The sequence below is a fragment of the Mucilaginibacter aquariorum genome, assembly GCF_024498135.1.
GTDB lineage: Bacteria > Bacteroidota > Bacteroidia > Sphingobacteriales > Sphingobacteriaceae > Mucilaginibacter > Mucilaginibacter aquariorum.
Map to the genome: position 1 here is coordinate 1,235,727 of NZ_JANHOH010000001.1, position 14,590 is coordinate 1,250,316.

Here is a 14,590-nt window from a genome sequence, read left to right on the forward strand (position 1 = left end):
TTACTATGTATGAAGTTTATCACCGTACACCCGTGGGTATAGCCCTTATTGCTGCAGATGATACCCACATTACCAAAGTATCTATCCGTGATGAGGAGCTGGAAGAAACCACTACAGATTTGCCCCTGTTAAACGAGGCCATTAAACAGCTTGACGAGTATTTTGCCGGGGATAGAAAAGTGTTTGACCTGCCCCTGAACCAGCCGGGCAGCGATTTTCAGCAACAGGTATGGCAGCAGTTATTGCAAATACCTTACGGTACAACTATCACCTACGGCCATCAGTCAAACCAAATGAAAAACCCGCTGGCTATACGCGCTATTGCGGCCGCCAACGGGAAAAATAATTTATGGATAGTTGTACCCTGCCACCGTGTTATTGGCAGCAATGGCAGCTTAACGGGTTACGCAGGCGGCCTTTGGCGCAAGCAATGGCTATTAGAGCACGAAGCCCGGGTAATGGGCACAGGCCAAACTAAACTGGCTTTCTAATCTCTGGCTTACCCTTTAACAGTTTTAACATTTTGGCATATAGTTCATGTGCCTCAAATGGCTTTGGCAAAACATCATTCATACCTGCCGCGATAGCCTCCAGCTGTTCATGCTCAAATGCAGATGCCGACAGAGATATAATAGGCACACTCCGTACGGGCTCTTCAAAATCCATACGTATAATACGGGCGGTTTGGTAACCATTTAATCCCGGCATGTGGGTATCCATTAGTATGAGGTCGTAATTGGCTTGCTTAAGCTTCTCAATAGCTTTGTCACCACTATCTGCTATATCTACCTCAACGTTCCAGTCCTTCAATATTTTTGATACCATAAACTGGTTTATCATATTATCTTCGGCCACTAAAACGCGGGTATTTACAAACGGGGCAAGTTTCTGGTCTGGTTTAACCGGCTTTTGTTCTGGTGTTTCCACTGTAATATCAAACCAGTTAGTAAAATTGAATATACTGCCCTGGCCTGGTTTGCTGCTCACAGTAAGCTCGCCGCCTTTTAGTTCTACCAACCTTTTAACAATGGTTAGGCCCAAACCAGTACCACCATACCGGTTAGCGGTATCGTCTTCGGCTTGCTCAAAAGATTCAAATATTTTTGATAACCGGTCGGCATGGATACCTATACCCGTATCTTCCACACTAAACTTCAGCTTAACCTTTTCATTTACTTTTTGCAGTACCGATACAGTTAGCTTTACATGCCCCCTATCAGTAAACTTAATGGCATTGCTAAGCAGGTTCATCAATATCTGATTAAGGCGCAGCGAATCTGCCATTAAAGTATTGGGCACATCGTTATCAACCTCCAGTATAAATTCAATGTTTTTTTCATTGGCATTAAATTTTAACAGACCCATAACCGAGTTAACAATAGTACGGAGGTTATTCGAGGAGCGTACAATATTAAATTTCCCCGCCTCAATTTTTGAGATATCCAGCACATCATTTATTACTCCCAATAGCGACCGGGATGATGTTTCCAGCATATCCAGCAAATTATTCTGCTGATCGTTTAACGGGGTTTTGCGCAGCAGGTTACTTAAGCCTATAATGCCGTTAACCGGCGTACGCAATTCGTGGCTCATATTTGCCAAAAATGTTTCTTTTACCTTTTTGCCATACTCGGCAGCTTCTTTTGATTTGATAAGCTGCTGCTGATAGCTTTTTTGTGGCGAGCTATCGCTGATATTTATAAATATTGTTTTGTTACGATATGATGCACGGCACTCCGCCCAAATAACGTGTTTATCAAAAGTATTGAACTGAAACTCGAATACCGAAAAGTTCCGGTTATCCTTTATGATCTCTCCCAGCTTTTTTATCAGGCTAGAGCTATCCTTTTCAACAACCAGATCAACTATACTTTTACCAAGTACTTCGGACTGTTTATAGCCCAATATGGTTTCAACTGCAGGATTAACAGATTTTATACGCAAAGTATTGGCGTCAACAGAGCAAGTGATATCGGCGCTGTTTTTTACAACAATGGCAAAGTTCTGCAGCTCCTCATTTTTTTGTTTAACTTCTTCCTGTGCGCGGGCAAGCTGGATAAAGGCATCAACTTTGGCCGAAGTTATGTAAGGGTCAAGTGGTTTGTATAAGTAATCTATCGCGCCTGCGCCAAATCCTTTAACAGCATATTTGGTTTCTTTAGATATAGCGGTAACAAAAATAACCATTATATCCTTTGTGCGTGGGTTAGATTTAAGCATCTCCACAAGTTCAAACCCATCTATTTCGGGCATTTGAACATCAATGAGGGCTATGGAAATAGCGTTATCCCAGGCAATTTTGAGCGCCTCATTCGGGGATGTGGTAGAAAACAAGCGAATGTCGTTTCGGCTCAGCAGTGCTTCAAGTGCTATAATATTTTCCTCTCTGTCGTCAACAATAAGGATATTTATTGGGCTCATCTAAATAAGTAAGTTATGGGCATTAATTCGTATTCTCTAATAGCTCAAAAATATCTGTTGTCCGTAATATGTATTCGGCCGCGTCTATATCAATTGCCGATCGCGGCATTTCGGCCATCTCTGCATCTTCGGGATGCTGGGCTATTGTTAATGCCCCCTCTTGCCGCAATTTTAAAAGCCCCGTTGCTCCATCCTGGTTTGCACCGGAAAACAAAATAGCAGTAACTTTACCTTTGTAAACATCAGCAACGCTTTCAAAGGTAACATCTATTGATGGTTTTGAGTACCAAACCGCTTCTGATACATCCAGGCTAAAAAAGCCTTCGTTTTCAACCAGTGAGTGATAATTTGCCGGTGCAATATAAATTGTATTATTCACAATTGGCTCTTTATCACTAATTTCTCTTAACAACATGCGGCTGTTTTCACCAAAAAGCTTTTCTATTTCGCTAAGAAAGTTCTTTTTACGGTGAATAACTATTATAACTGTTTTATTAAGATTTACCGGCAGCAATTTTACCAGACGAAACAATATTTTAAACGACCCCGCCGAACCGCCCAAAAGCAGTATACGGGATTCCCTCCAACGTCGTTTTATTTTATCGTCAAGAGCCAATTTTTTGGTATATGTTTTCCTTTTGATTGATAACCTTAAACTTTTTCCTAAAAGCGTCTGAGCGAATAGTTTCTTTATTACCCAAACACAGGTACCCCAACGGACAAAGACTTTTATAAAACAGGTCGAGTATCTTGTACTGTAATTCGATCTCGAAATAGATGAACACATTACGACACGTGATCATCTGAAACTCATTAAAGCCGGTGTCAGATATTAAATTATGTACAGAAAACAATGTATTCTGCTTTAATTCGCTGTGTATAGCCGCAGCATCATACATCATGGTAAAGTGGTCTGTCAAAGAACCGGGTAAACCCGTAAACAGGTAATTTTCGGCATAACTTTTTATTTTACGCAAACTATAAATGCCTTTGCGTGCCTCGTTCAGTACCCCTGTATTAATATCGGTACCATAGATGAACGATTTTTTACTCAGTTTTTCCTCATTCAGCAAAATGGCCAGCGAATACACCTCCTCGCCCGAGGAGCATCCCGCACACCAAATTTTTATATGCTGATAAGTTGAAAGATAAGGTACAACCTGGCTGTTAAGCGCTTTGTAAAAAGCCGGGTCGCGAAACATCTCGGTAACGTTAACAGTAATTTCTTCTAAAAACTCCTGGAAAAAACCGGGGTCGTTTACCAGCACGTGTTTTAAATCGTAAAACTCCAGCTTTTTTAGCATCATTATACGTGCAAGCCTCCGTTTAAAAGAAGCCTCTGTATAATCACTAAAATCAAACCCGTGAATTTTTTTTACAATATCTATTAATTCGCTTAGCTGTTCATTCGTAATCGAATCTTTAGTTATCGTCCCCTTCATATATTAGTTATCCAACCACAATTGCATTAATGATATTAGTCTATCCATATCAACAGGTTTTGTAATGTAATCATTAGCACCTGCCGCTATACATTTTTCACGATCATCTCTCATTGCCTTTGCTGTTAATGCAATAACAGGGAGTTTTGCCCATTTGTTTTGTTTACGAATATACCTTGTGGCTTCGTAACCATCCATTTTTGGCATCATAATATCCATCAGCACAATATCAATATCGCTTATCTCTTCCAGCTTGGCTATGGCTTCTTCCCCATCGTTAGCAATTACTACATTAAGCTCGTAACTTTCTAAAGCACTGCTCAGGGCAAAAATGTTGCGCATATCGTCATCAACAATTAACACCTTTTTACCTTTGATGGTATCCTTACCCTTGCTGGTGGTTTTAGGTTTACCCGGAATATAGCTTGATTGCGGCCCCGATTCGCTTATCTTATTCAAAAACAGGTTAACCTCATCTATAAGCCTGTCTGATGATTTACTGGTTTTTATCACCATGGCGTTTGCATACTGCATTAGCCTGTTAACTGATGTTTTATCCAGCTCCATTGCCGTATTGATAATAACCGGCAAGGCAGCAAATTTATCTACCTCTTTTATCTTATCTAACAGGTCAAGACCTGATATATCCGGCAGGTTGAGGTCAAGTATCACACACTGGTATTCGTTCTCGTGCAGCATTCTGAAGGCCGATTCGCCATCAAATGCCTGGTCTACCGTTATCCCCTGGCTTTGCATCAGGTCTTTAAGGGCCTGGCTTTGTGCCTTGTGGTCTTCAACCAATAATATTTGCGTAAACTTAGTACCGTTGCTGGCCATAATATCGCCAAACAGCTTATCAAGTGTTTCGGTATTCACCGGTTTTTTAAGGAAACTGATAGCGCCTTCTTTACGCACACGGTTGGCCGCGGCCTCGCCTGCCGACATTAAGTGCACCGGTATATGCAATGTAGCTTCGTCTTGCTTCAGTTCTTTTAATACCTGCCAGCCATCTTTACCAGGCAGCATAATATCCAATATAACCGCGTCTGGTTGTTGTTCTTTAATTATTTCAACAGCATTTGTACCCTCATTAACCATTACCGATTTAAAGCCATGGTCGCGGGAGTAGTCTTGCAAAATGTTGGCAAAGTTCTTATCGTCCTCTACAATCACTACAAATGGCTCACGATCTGGGTTGGTTGCCTTTTTAACATTATTCAGAAATGTTGCCGGCTTATAAGTTTCAACTGTAAGCAGGGTATCTTCCTGTACTTCTACATACTTAGCCTCAAACGGCAGGGTTAAAATAAATTCACTGCCCTGGCCCGGCTCGCTGTTTACGGTAATGTTACCACCCAATAATGCTGCCAGTTCCCTGCTGATAGAAAGCCCCAAACCGGTGCCGCCATATTTACGACTGGTTGAACCATCTGCCTGCTGAAAGGCCTCGAAAATTATCCGCTGCTTATTTGCAGGGATACCTATGCCCGAATCTTTTATTTTGAAGCTTACGGTATTTTCGCGCGGACCCGGAACAGCAGCAATGGTTATTGTTCCGTTCTCGGGGGTAAACTTAAACGCATTTGATAACAGGTTTTTAATAACCTGCTCTACCCTTACCTTATCCGTATAAATAGTAGGTGGTACATCAGCTAAACTGGTAGAATAATTTATCTTTTTGTTACTTGCCACCTCGGCAAATAACGATTGCATATCGCTTAGGATATCAGAAATGCGGACATTCTCGTTCTGCATATCCAGCTTGCCCGATTCAATTTTTGAAAGGTCAAGAATATCATTTATCAGGGTAAGCAGATCATTACCGGCATTGAATATTACGCTGGCATATTTAATCTGATCTTCTGATAAGTTTAGCGGCTTATTATCTTTTAAAATACGTGCCAACACCAAAATGCTATTTAATGGTGTACGCAGTTCATGGCTCATATTAGCCAAAAATTCTGATTTATACCTGCCTGTTGTTTCCAGTTCGCTGGCTTTAAGGCTTATACTTTGGCGGGCTTCTTCAATGGCCTGGTTTTTCTCTTCCAGCAAACTGGCTTTTTCTTCCAGTTCGGCATTAATGGTACGCAGTTCTTCCTGTTGCACGCGCAGCTCTTCTTCTGATGCCTGCAACATTTCTGTTTTGTTCATCAGTTCCTCATTGGTCACGCGCATTTCTTCCTGCTGTGCTTCCAGCTCTTCAGCCTGTTGCTGGGTTTCTTCAAATAAGTCGTGCATTATGGTGCGCGCCTGTGCTGTGTTTACGGCTATACCAATATCATTAACTACAAGCAAAATGTATTCTTTGATATGCTCAGGAACCTCGTTACGGAAACCAAGTTCGATAACACCTTTTAGTTTTTTATCAAAAAAGAAAGGGACGATGAATGTTTCTATCAATTCATCCTCCAATATAGACGACCCTAACTGCAGCCTGTCATTCAGTTTACCTTTAACAACAGCCGCCCTCTCATCGCGGGCGGCCTGCCCTATCCATCCTTCGGAGATGCGGATAGATTGTTTTAAAGCGCCCGGATCATTGAACGCGTATGAGGCGTACAGATCAAGCTTCTCTTCGTTCTCGTTATATAAATAAAGCGTGCCTGTAAGCGCGTTAGCGTACTTGCTAACTTCGGATAATATATTGTTAGCAATCTCTTTCTCGTTTTGCTGACCCTGCATTTTATCATTAAGGTTACCGCTACCAATTAGCAGCCAGTTTTTAGACTCATTTTCTGCCAGCACCTTTTCAAGCTCAATATTGGCTATCCTAACTTCTTCTTCAACACGTTTTTGACGGTCGAAGGCTGCCTGTATATAGTAAAACATTACTACTACAATCAGCAAGAAAACAGTACAGCCTATAACAATGATTATTACCGCTTGTTGGGATGCTTTATCTGATGCTGCCTTACGTTCGTTTAATAAGGTATTCTCTGTTTCTATAACACGGCCATTAATACCGCGTATACTATCCATATTGCCCTTTCCATTCAAAAACATATGGTTGGCAAGCATGTAATCAAGCCCTTTGGTTTCACGGGTTTCAACGTTAACTTTCAGGATAGCCAATTGGCGGTTAACTATTGTTTTAAGCGAATCAATCCTCTTAAGTTGGGTAGGATTGTCCTGCACAAGTGTAGTTAGCTGGTTTAAGTTTTCGGTAATTCGCGGGATAGCTTCATTGTAGGGATCTAGAAAGCTTTTGTTTGCCGTTGCGCCATAACCGCGCATGCCGGTTTCACTATCAACAAGCAATTGTAATAAGTTATTGGTAGCTTTTATAACCCTTTGTGTATGATTAACCCATACAGTATCATCTTCGAGTTGCTTTATGCTTTTAAAAGAAAGTATACCAATAATTAACACAAGCAAAATAGATACAGCAAAACCTGCTAATACCTGATTGCGAAAATTAAGCTTGAACATAGAATAATGATGTGATTTAATTTATGCCTTACAAATATGTTTAAAAATATTTGCACGCTACAATACTATTGGGTAATAAACATACAGGTTGTAAGCCGGTTATTTACCCTCGGTATAGACACGTTTTTTTGACGCCAAAGCCCCTATAACCGATAGCCCGGCGCCTGTAAATAATACATACCAGCCCCACTTAAACGCTATTTGTTTGGTTAGGAAACCGTTTATGCCCCTAAATGGTATAAAGCTGAAAGTAGTTTTCACTTTTAATATGGCGGCTATAAATAACAATACAACCAACACCAGCGATGCCCAGGCAGCAATGCGGGTTATTTTAGCCTGATTAAGCACTGTACATAGTATACCAATAACACCTACCAGCATGATCACCATACCATAGGGCTGGTTTAGCTTGTAAACATTCCAGTTCATTAAATGAAAAGGGCGTAACATTGGGCAGTAAGTTGCCGCAATAAGTGTAATAAAACCTATTAGTGATAAGAGTGATGCAGGGCGCATAGGTTATTTTTTAATCTCCATTTTATCGGCAAAGTGGGCGCAGTAATCGCGCAGGTCTTCTACAATGTTCTTTTCGCCGGTTGCGCGCAAAAAGGTATCACCCATGGTTTGCAGTGTTTCGTAGAAAAAGCGTTTCATCTCATCAACAGGCATATCCTTTGTCCAAAGGTCTATTTTAAGGGTATTTTGGTAGCTTTTATCCCAAAGTGATAACATCATGGCCTGTACGGGCAGGGCTTCTTTGTTTTTTGAATCGGTTGATTCCCACAGGATGTTTTCAGGAATGTTATTATCGTCGAGCTGTATGGTTAGCTTTATTTCAGCAGTTTTCATCAAAAATTTATTTAACAAGGAAAAAAATTATCAGCACCAAAGTTATAAAGCTTAGCTCTACAATCCATAGTTTTTTGGTTTCGAAGAAGAAATTACGGAAAATTATATCCAGCAATGACACAACTACCCCAAACAGGATAAAGATCCAGCCAATAGTACCGCTCCAGTGCTCGTATGGGCTGCCTGTAATTTTGGCGCCGTTAATAAAAATATAGCCGGCCAATATAAAGAAGGCCGCGGTGGCAAAATTTAAAGGGCTTATCCTGAATTTTACCGGATTAGAATCGTTTTTTTCTGCCAGATCGTTTTGCTCCGCCATATTGTTTAGCTGGTTTCTTGTTAGCACTATTGGGTTGTTTTTTTGCTTTTTCGGCTTCAAATTTCTTGATCTGTGTAAGCGTTTTCTTTTCATGGAAAGCTCCTTTAAAATCAGGGTCTTCCTTGCGCTTTTGCATATCTATTTCACGGGCCTGGTTCTGACGCTCTTCGTAAGGGGTTTCCTCAATAAATACCCCTGCAGGGATGTCATAAACCGGGATGGTTTGCCTTATCAGCTTTTGGATCTTGTTGACATAATACTCTTCTGATGGCACGGCAAAGGTAATGGCCACACCAGAGTTATAAGCCCTGCCCGTACGGCCAATACGGTGTACGTAATCTTCAATTACCACGGGCACGTCAAAGTTTATTACGTGGCTTACATCGCTCACATCAATACCGCGCGAAGCCACATCTGTAGCCACCAGTATTTTCACCTCATCGTTTTTAAACGAATTGATGGAATTGATACGGGTGTTTTGACCTTTGTTGGCGTGCAGCACCTTTACTTCTTTTTCGCCAAACTTGCGTAGCAGAAACTTGTAAACATCCTCGGCAGCTACACGGGTTTTGCAAAATACCATCAGCTTCTTAATGTCGCCCTCGATATCAAGCAACGATTTAAGCAGGTTGATCTTGGTTTTAACATTGGGCACGTGATATAACTGCTGACTAACCGTTTCGGCAGTAGTTGCCTGTGGGGTAACCTCGATCACGGTAGGGAACTCCAGGAAATTGTGCGAAAGCTCCTGGATCTTTTCTGACATGGTAGCCGAGAAAAGCAGGTTCTGGCGTTTTACCGGTACAACTTCTAAAATGCGGTTTATCTGTGGCATAAAGCCCATATCCATCATTTTATCGGCTTCGTCCAGTACCAAGGTATTTATGGTTTTGGTAACGATGTGCCCGGCTATATAAGTGTCAAGGAAACGACCCGGTGTAGCCACAATTATATCAACGCCTTTCTTTATGTTTTCTATTTGTGTTTTTGGGCCAATGCCGCCGTAAAGCACAACAACACGCAGATCGGTATTTGCCGCGAAGGCTCTGATGTTCTCTTCTATCTGCATAGCCAGCTCGCGCGTTGGCGATACAATTAACGCACGGGGGTTATCGCCCTGCGCGTATTTAAGCTTCATTAAAATAGGCAACACATAGGCAGCAGTTTTACCCGTACCCGTTTGCGCAATGCCCATTACGTCCTGCCCGTTCATTATTGGCGGGATAGCTTTTTGCTGGATAGGCGTAGCTTCGGTATAACCGGCATCGGCAATAGCATTCAATATCTGCCGGTTAAAATTAAATTCTTCAAAAGTTACAGCCATAGCCGCAAAGATAAGGTTTTGTTTTTAGTCGGATGTCTGAAGTCCGAAAGTCCGTAAGATAGTTGTCAGCCAGAAGCCTGTCGAAGACTTGTACTCCAGATAATGGTTCAACAAGCTCACCATAATAAACACTCTACAGTAGTATAAGGTGAAGCTTTTCATTTTCTCTGTATCATCCAAACACTATTCTGCGTATAAAGCCCCGAAGAACTATCTTCACTCCCATTAATTTAAAACATGAAAAAACTTTTACTTATCGCAATTACAACTCTTTTTATCGTCGGCTCTGCATCGGCACAAACCGGCAAAGGCCACAAATACCTTGGCGGCAGCTTTACTTTTAGCTATGATGAAGATGGCACAGTTCAAAACTACAACTTTGACACTGGTGTTACCCAGTATCTTAACCACGATATTATTAGCTTTAACGTTAGTCCCGAATTTGGTTTTTTCCTGAGCGATAAATGGGCTATCGGTATTCAGCCGGGTTATTCAAGGGTATCTGGTACCGAAACTTCAAATTTTTATTCGAACACCAATCCGGCAAACAATTACACCTACACCAGAAAATATCACACGGATATTGTTGGCCTGGCGGTTAACCTGCGCTACTATTGCATGCTTACCGATAAATTTGGTATTTATCCGCAAATGGGGATCAGCACTTCACACATCGCTAACGACTTTACCAATGGCCACCTTGCTGCTTATGCAGGTCCTAATGTGGTATTCTTCCCTACTCCTAAGGTTGGCCTTAACATGGGTTTTGGCAACATAAGTTACCAATATAACTACCTAAGCCATGGCAGCTTTGTAAATGCAAGCCTGAACAATAATTTCAATTTTGGTATAAACTATTACTTCGGCGGTAAGTAATAAGTGCCGGTTCAATAAAAAGACCCTGCCAATAAATATTGACAGGGTCTTTTTATTACGTGCTGATATAGCTAATTACTTTGTTTTTATAATAGTAGTATACGTGTAATCAACCTTTCTTACCGCTACCGAGCTATGTACAACTGTCATTTTTTCAGGGTAGCCCCCATCGTTATAAACAAGGTCGTAAACCTCCAGGTTATTAGTGTTTATACGATTATTAATGTGGGTATATATATCATTAAAGGCCAGATATAAAATATAATTATTATCCCGTTGCGACAAAAAAGGGCTGCGCTTTTTATCGTAAGTATAATTGTTTACCACAGTTGCCCTGGTGGGGTTTACATTTTCGTACTGGCTCCGGTTTATTATATTGCCACTGTCATCATATTTAAACATATAAAATTGCCCGTTGCCCTGAACTTTTTCGGGACGCCCCTTACTGTTAACCGTTATAACAATACTACTCTCGCTGGTAGGATATACATAGAGCACCTTTATATCATTACCCGAATAAGTAAAAACCAGTTTATCCCATATATTGTGCTTGCCTCCCGATCTTTGCACCTCGCTAACCTTACCATCATTATATAGAACCGCGTAATTTGTGGTATAGTTTTGTGTATAGCTTTTATAGGCAACGCTGTGTTTTGTTACCTGTCCCGAAGAATTATAAGTAAATGTTTCTGTTTGCGTTACAGGCGAAGGTGTAAGCAACTGGTTGGTTACCATTTTATTTACAAGGTATATCGTATCTTTTACCTTAACCTCTATTTTTGTCGTGTCTGTTGGCTTTTTTATAACAGATTCCTTTTTACAGCCAGCCATTATACCCATTACCATAACAAGCATAATAATTTGTTTACATCTCATAACACACAGGTTTACAGAAATTTATTATTAGTTGCAACAGAAAAATTACATAAAGTTAAATCAATATTCTGATGTTTCCAACAAGTTAATTCAACCGCGTTTTAATGCTATAAAAATTAAATACCATAGCATAAAATTGAAAAATATTACCTTTACGCTATGACAAGTATCCTCATCAAAAACGCCACTATTATAAACGAAGGAAAACAAATACAAGCCGACTTACTTGTGAAAGATGGTTTTATTGAAAAGATAGCGGGCAATATTGATGTAAAAGCCGATAAAGAGATCAACGCCGAAGGCCTGCACCTTTTCCCGGGCTGTATTGACGACCAGGTTCATTTTCGCGAGCCGGGATTAACGCATAAAGGCAACATCGCTTCAGAATCGCGCGCGGCAGTAGCCGGCGGTATCACCTCTTTTATGGAGATGCCCAATACCGTGCCTAATGCCCTCACACAACAATTACTTCAAGATAAATACGATATAGCAGCAAAAAATTCGCCTGCAAACTATTCGTTTTTTATGGGTGCATCAAACGATAACCTGGACGAGGTTTTGCGTACCGATGCTAAAAACGTTTGCGGTGTAAAGGTTTTCATGGGCTCATCAACCGGGAATATGCTGGTAGATAACCCAACCACACTGGAACACCTGTTCGCGCAATCGCCTATGCTGATAGCTACGCATTGCGAAGACGAGGCCACTATAAAAGCCAACCTGGAACATTACAAGCAGTTACTGGGCGATAATATCCCGGTAAAGCTGCACCCAAAGATCCGTAGTGCCGAGGCTTGCTACTTGTCGTCATCAATGGCTATTGAACTGGCTAAAAAGCATAATACCCGCCTGCACATTCTACATATATCTACCGCAAGGGAAACACATTTGTTTAGCAATCAGATCCCGCTGGCCGATAAGCGCATAACCGCCGAAGCATGCATCCATCATTTATGGTTTACCGATGCGGATTATGAAGAAAAAGGCAACCTGATAAAATGGAACCCCGCTGTTAAAACAGAGCAAGACAGAGATGAGATACTAAAAGCCGTTTTAGATGGCCGTATAGATATTATTGCTACCGACCATGCCCCACATACTATCGAGGAAAAGGCACAACCTTACCTGCAGGCACCAAGCGGTGGCCCGTTAGTACAACACGCGCTGCCCGCCATGCTGGAACTTTATCACCACGGTAAAATAACGCTGGAGCAAATTGCCGAGAAAATGGCCCACAACGTGGCAACCATTTTCCAAATAGAAAGACGTGGCTTTATCCGTGAAGGTTACTGGGCCGATCTGGCTCTGGTTAACCTGAACAACCCATGGCAGGTAAATAAAAGCAACATATTGTACAAATGCGGCTGGTCGCCGTTTGAGGGCAGTACTTTCAAGGCAAAGGTGGTAAGTACCATTGTATCCGGCAATCTGGCTTACGAAAATGGCAGCCTTACCAACGAAAAAAGCGGACAAAGAATGACCTTTACCCGCTAATTATAGTATCAATCCGAAATGTCATCCTAAGCCTGTCGAAGGATTAGCTGGTTTGTGAATGGTTCGACAGGCTCACCATGACAAAAAGATTTTGTGTCTTTGCATGACAAGTAGAACTAATCCACCGCTACATAAACTTTCGATTCTATATCTTCAAAAGCTTTCCCGGTAACATCATAAACATCAAAATCAGCGGTATATTTTCTTTCGATACCCGACTGCCAGATGTGTTGCCACGTAGCAGCAATATTAGCCGGGAATTTACCCACCGGTGTAAACACCATATATTTACTTGCCGGGATAGCCTTACCTGTAAAACCTTCGGGCAGGTATTCTATCGAGCTTACTTTGCAACCTAAAATGGCAACGTAGTAATCGTTATGGTCAGATTCGTAATCGGTGTAAACACAATACAACTCATTGCCTTCCCTGTCTTCCAGCTTTTCGGCCATATTATTTTGAGTAAAGGTTTGCCATAAACTGCCAATATCCCGGCTGGCTTGTCCGTTTTTATTGATAGTCCTTACAGATAAACCTGCAACGTAAAACATCGGCAGGTCTTTAATTTCGTGATCCATTATGGTTTTGGTTTAAGTATGTGAAGATAGATTAATATTATTGTTTGTACTTGTAATTACTGATCGCCTTGTTTTTCCAGTATCTTTTTTAAATCATCAAAAACCATATGCCAGTTTTTTTCAGAGTGCTCTTTTGAAGCTTCATCTTTTATGTTATCCTGGGTAATAGTAATGGTAGTAACCCCGTCTTTTTCACTAAGTGCGTAGGTTATATCCGCGTAATTCTCGGGTTTATCTTCGGTACCGCTCATGCTGCTCCAGTAACTATATTTCACGTACCAACCGGGCGTAATTTCTAAAATAGTGCCCTTGTCTTCGTAAGTTTTCCCTTCCCATTCGCCGCTAAAGGTAATAGGACTGCCCACCTGCCAATCAGTTTTTACATTAGTTCCGAAGAAATATTGCTTTACAATTTCGGGATCAGTTAGTCCTTTCCATACTTCGGCCACTGGTGCCTTAATGTCAATTGTGGTTGTTAATGATAGCTTGCTCATAATGTTTTATTGTTAGATATGATTAGTAATTATTGGTTCTGCGTTTATCATGGCCGATTTGATCTGCTTAAAATCATGCTCCTGGATCTCAAAAAAACCAAACCTGAATTTAAATCCCCAGGCCTTTTTGTTTTCAATAAAATTCAAGCTGGGTATCAATGGTTCAATTGGTGTTTCGGTGCATTTGTAAAAATTAACATTGCGCCGATAAGGCACAAAATCGTCACTCATTTTATGTCGATATATTTCATCGCCTTTCACCTGCCCTATCGCCGTAAAAGCCTGCAATGGTTCTTTACCACCATAGGTTTGTTTGGGCGAATAAAATATAACCCAATCACCGGGCTTTAGTTTTTTAAGCGGTGCTTCCTTGCCATGATTTGCCTGCATAAATCCGCCCTTGACCCCGCGGGCCAGGTGATCTTTTGATACTACAACTATCCAATATCGCTGTGACATTTGCCTTGGCTTATTATTTAATACAA

General features: G+C 41.2%; 15 protein-coding genes. 3 read left to right on the forward strand and 12 right to left on the reverse strand.

Annotated features, from left to right (window positions below):
• The first annotated feature begins 5 nt into the window (after window positions 1–5).
• Entirely contained in the window at window positions 6–491 is a 486-nt protein-coding gene (locus NPE20_RS05405) for a methylated-DNA--[protein]-cysteine S-methyltransferase (protein ID WP_256537585.1), read from the forward strand.
• On the opposite strand, the gene NPE20_RS05410 is transcribed toward NPE20_RS05405, so the two are convergent.
• The 8 genes from NPE20_RS05410 to NPE20_RS05445 form a co-directional block, all read right to left on the reverse strand.
• Window positions 475–2,421 (reverse strand): response regulator, encoded by a 1,947-nt coding sequence (locus NPE20_RS05410; protein ID WP_256537586.1) that lies wholly within the window; start codon window positions 2,419–2,421, stop codon window positions 475–477. The two genes, NPE20_RS05405 and NPE20_RS05410, sit on opposite strands and share 17 nt — an antisense overlap.
• Window positions 2,422–2,443: 22 nt before the next feature.
• Window positions 2,444–3,037 carry a chemotaxis protein CheB gene (locus NPE20_RS05415; RefSeq protein ID WP_256537587.1) on the reverse strand — a complete coding sequence of 198 codons (594 nt, stop codon included), beginning with the start codon at window positions 3,035–3,037 and terminating at the stop codon, window positions 2,444–2,446.
• Entirely contained in the window at window positions 3,027–3,863 is an 837-nt protein-coding gene (locus tag NPE20_RS05420) for a CheR family methyltransferase (protein WP_256537588.1), read from the reverse strand. Before NPE20_RS05420 ends, NPE20_RS05415 begins: the two co-directional genes overlap by 11 nt.
• Window positions 3,864–3,866: 3 nt before the next feature.
• Window positions 3,867–7,295, reverse strand: a complete 3,429-nt coding sequence (locus tag NPE20_RS05425) for a response regulator (protein ID WP_256537589.1) — start codon at window positions 7,293–7,295, stop codon at window positions 3,867–3,869.
• A gap of 99 nt (window positions 7,296–7,394) precedes the next feature.
• The gene (locus NPE20_RS05430) at window positions 7,395–7,811 is read right to left on the reverse strand and encodes a hypothetical protein (protein WP_256537590.1); all 417 of its coding nucleotides are present in this window, start codon (window positions 7,809–7,811) and stop codon (window positions 7,395–7,397) included.
• A 3-nt stretch (window positions 7,812–7,814) separates the two neighbouring features.
• Window positions 7,815–8,144, reverse strand: a complete 330-nt coding sequence (gene gldC, locus NPE20_RS05435) for a gliding motility protein GldC (protein ID WP_256537591.1) — start codon at window positions 8,142–8,144, stop codon at window positions 7,815–7,817.
• Between the two features lie 7 nt (window positions 8,145–8,151).
• Window positions 8,152–8,463, reverse strand: coding sequence for a hypothetical protein (locus NPE20_RS05440; protein ID WP_256537592.1), 312 nt, complete (start codon window positions 8,461–8,463; stop codon window positions 8,152–8,154).
• Complete coding sequence (locus NPE20_RS05445; protein WP_256537593.1) at window positions 8,423–9,787, reverse strand: DEAD/DEAH box helicase; 1,365 nt, start codon at window positions 9,785–9,787, stop codon at window positions 8,423–8,425. The genes NPE20_RS05440 and NPE20_RS05445 overlap by 41 nt, the downstream gene beginning before the upstream one ends.
• 237 nt (window positions 9,788–10,024) lie before the next feature.
• Here NPE20_RS05445 and NPE20_RS05450 point away from each other — a divergent pair, with 237 nt between their 5' ends.
• Window positions 10,025–10,663, forward strand: a complete 639-nt coding sequence (locus NPE20_RS05450; RefSeq protein ID WP_256537594.1) for a hypothetical protein — start codon at window positions 10,025–10,027, stop codon at window positions 10,661–10,663.
• A gap of 75 nt (window positions 10,664–10,738) precedes the next feature.
• On the opposite strand, the gene NPE20_RS05455 is transcribed toward NPE20_RS05450, so the two are convergent.
• Complete coding sequence (locus NPE20_RS05455; RefSeq protein ID WP_256537595.1) at window positions 10,739–11,539, reverse strand: hypothetical protein; 801 nt, start codon at window positions 11,537–11,539, stop codon at window positions 10,739–10,741.
• Between the two features lie 159 nt (window positions 11,540–11,698).
• On the opposite strand from NPE20_RS05455, the gene NPE20_RS05460 reads away from it, so the two are divergent.
• Window positions 11,699–13,033 (forward strand): dihydroorotase, encoded by a 1,335-nt coding sequence (locus NPE20_RS05460; RefSeq protein ID WP_256537596.1) that lies wholly within the window; start codon window positions 11,699–11,701, stop codon window positions 13,031–13,033.
• Window positions 13,034–13,149: 116 nt separating this feature from the next.
• Here NPE20_RS05460 and NPE20_RS05465 read toward each other — a convergent pair whose 3' ends face one another.
• Genes NPE20_RS05465 through NPE20_RS05475 form a run of 3 tightly spaced genes read right to left on the reverse strand, consistent with a single transcriptional unit; the run spans window position 13,150 to window position 14,564 of the window.
• Window positions 13,150–13,611 carry a GyrI-like domain-containing protein gene (locus tag NPE20_RS05465; protein WP_256537597.1) on the reverse strand — a complete coding sequence of 154 codons (462 nt, stop codon included), beginning with the start codon at window positions 13,609–13,611 and terminating at the stop codon, window positions 13,150–13,152.
• A gap of 56 nt (window positions 13,612–13,667) precedes the next feature.
• Window positions 13,668–14,105: an SRPBCC family protein gene (locus NPE20_RS05470; RefSeq protein ID WP_256537598.1), complete on the reverse strand. Its 438-nt coding sequence runs from the start codon at window positions 14,103–14,105 to the stop codon at window positions 13,668–13,670.
• Window positions 14,106–14,117: 12 nt separating this feature from the next.
• Entirely contained in the window at window positions 14,118–14,564 is a 447-nt protein-coding gene (locus tag NPE20_RS05475; RefSeq protein WP_256537599.1) for an EVE domain-containing protein, read from the reverse strand.
• Window positions 14,565–14,590 lie beyond the last annotated feature (26 nt).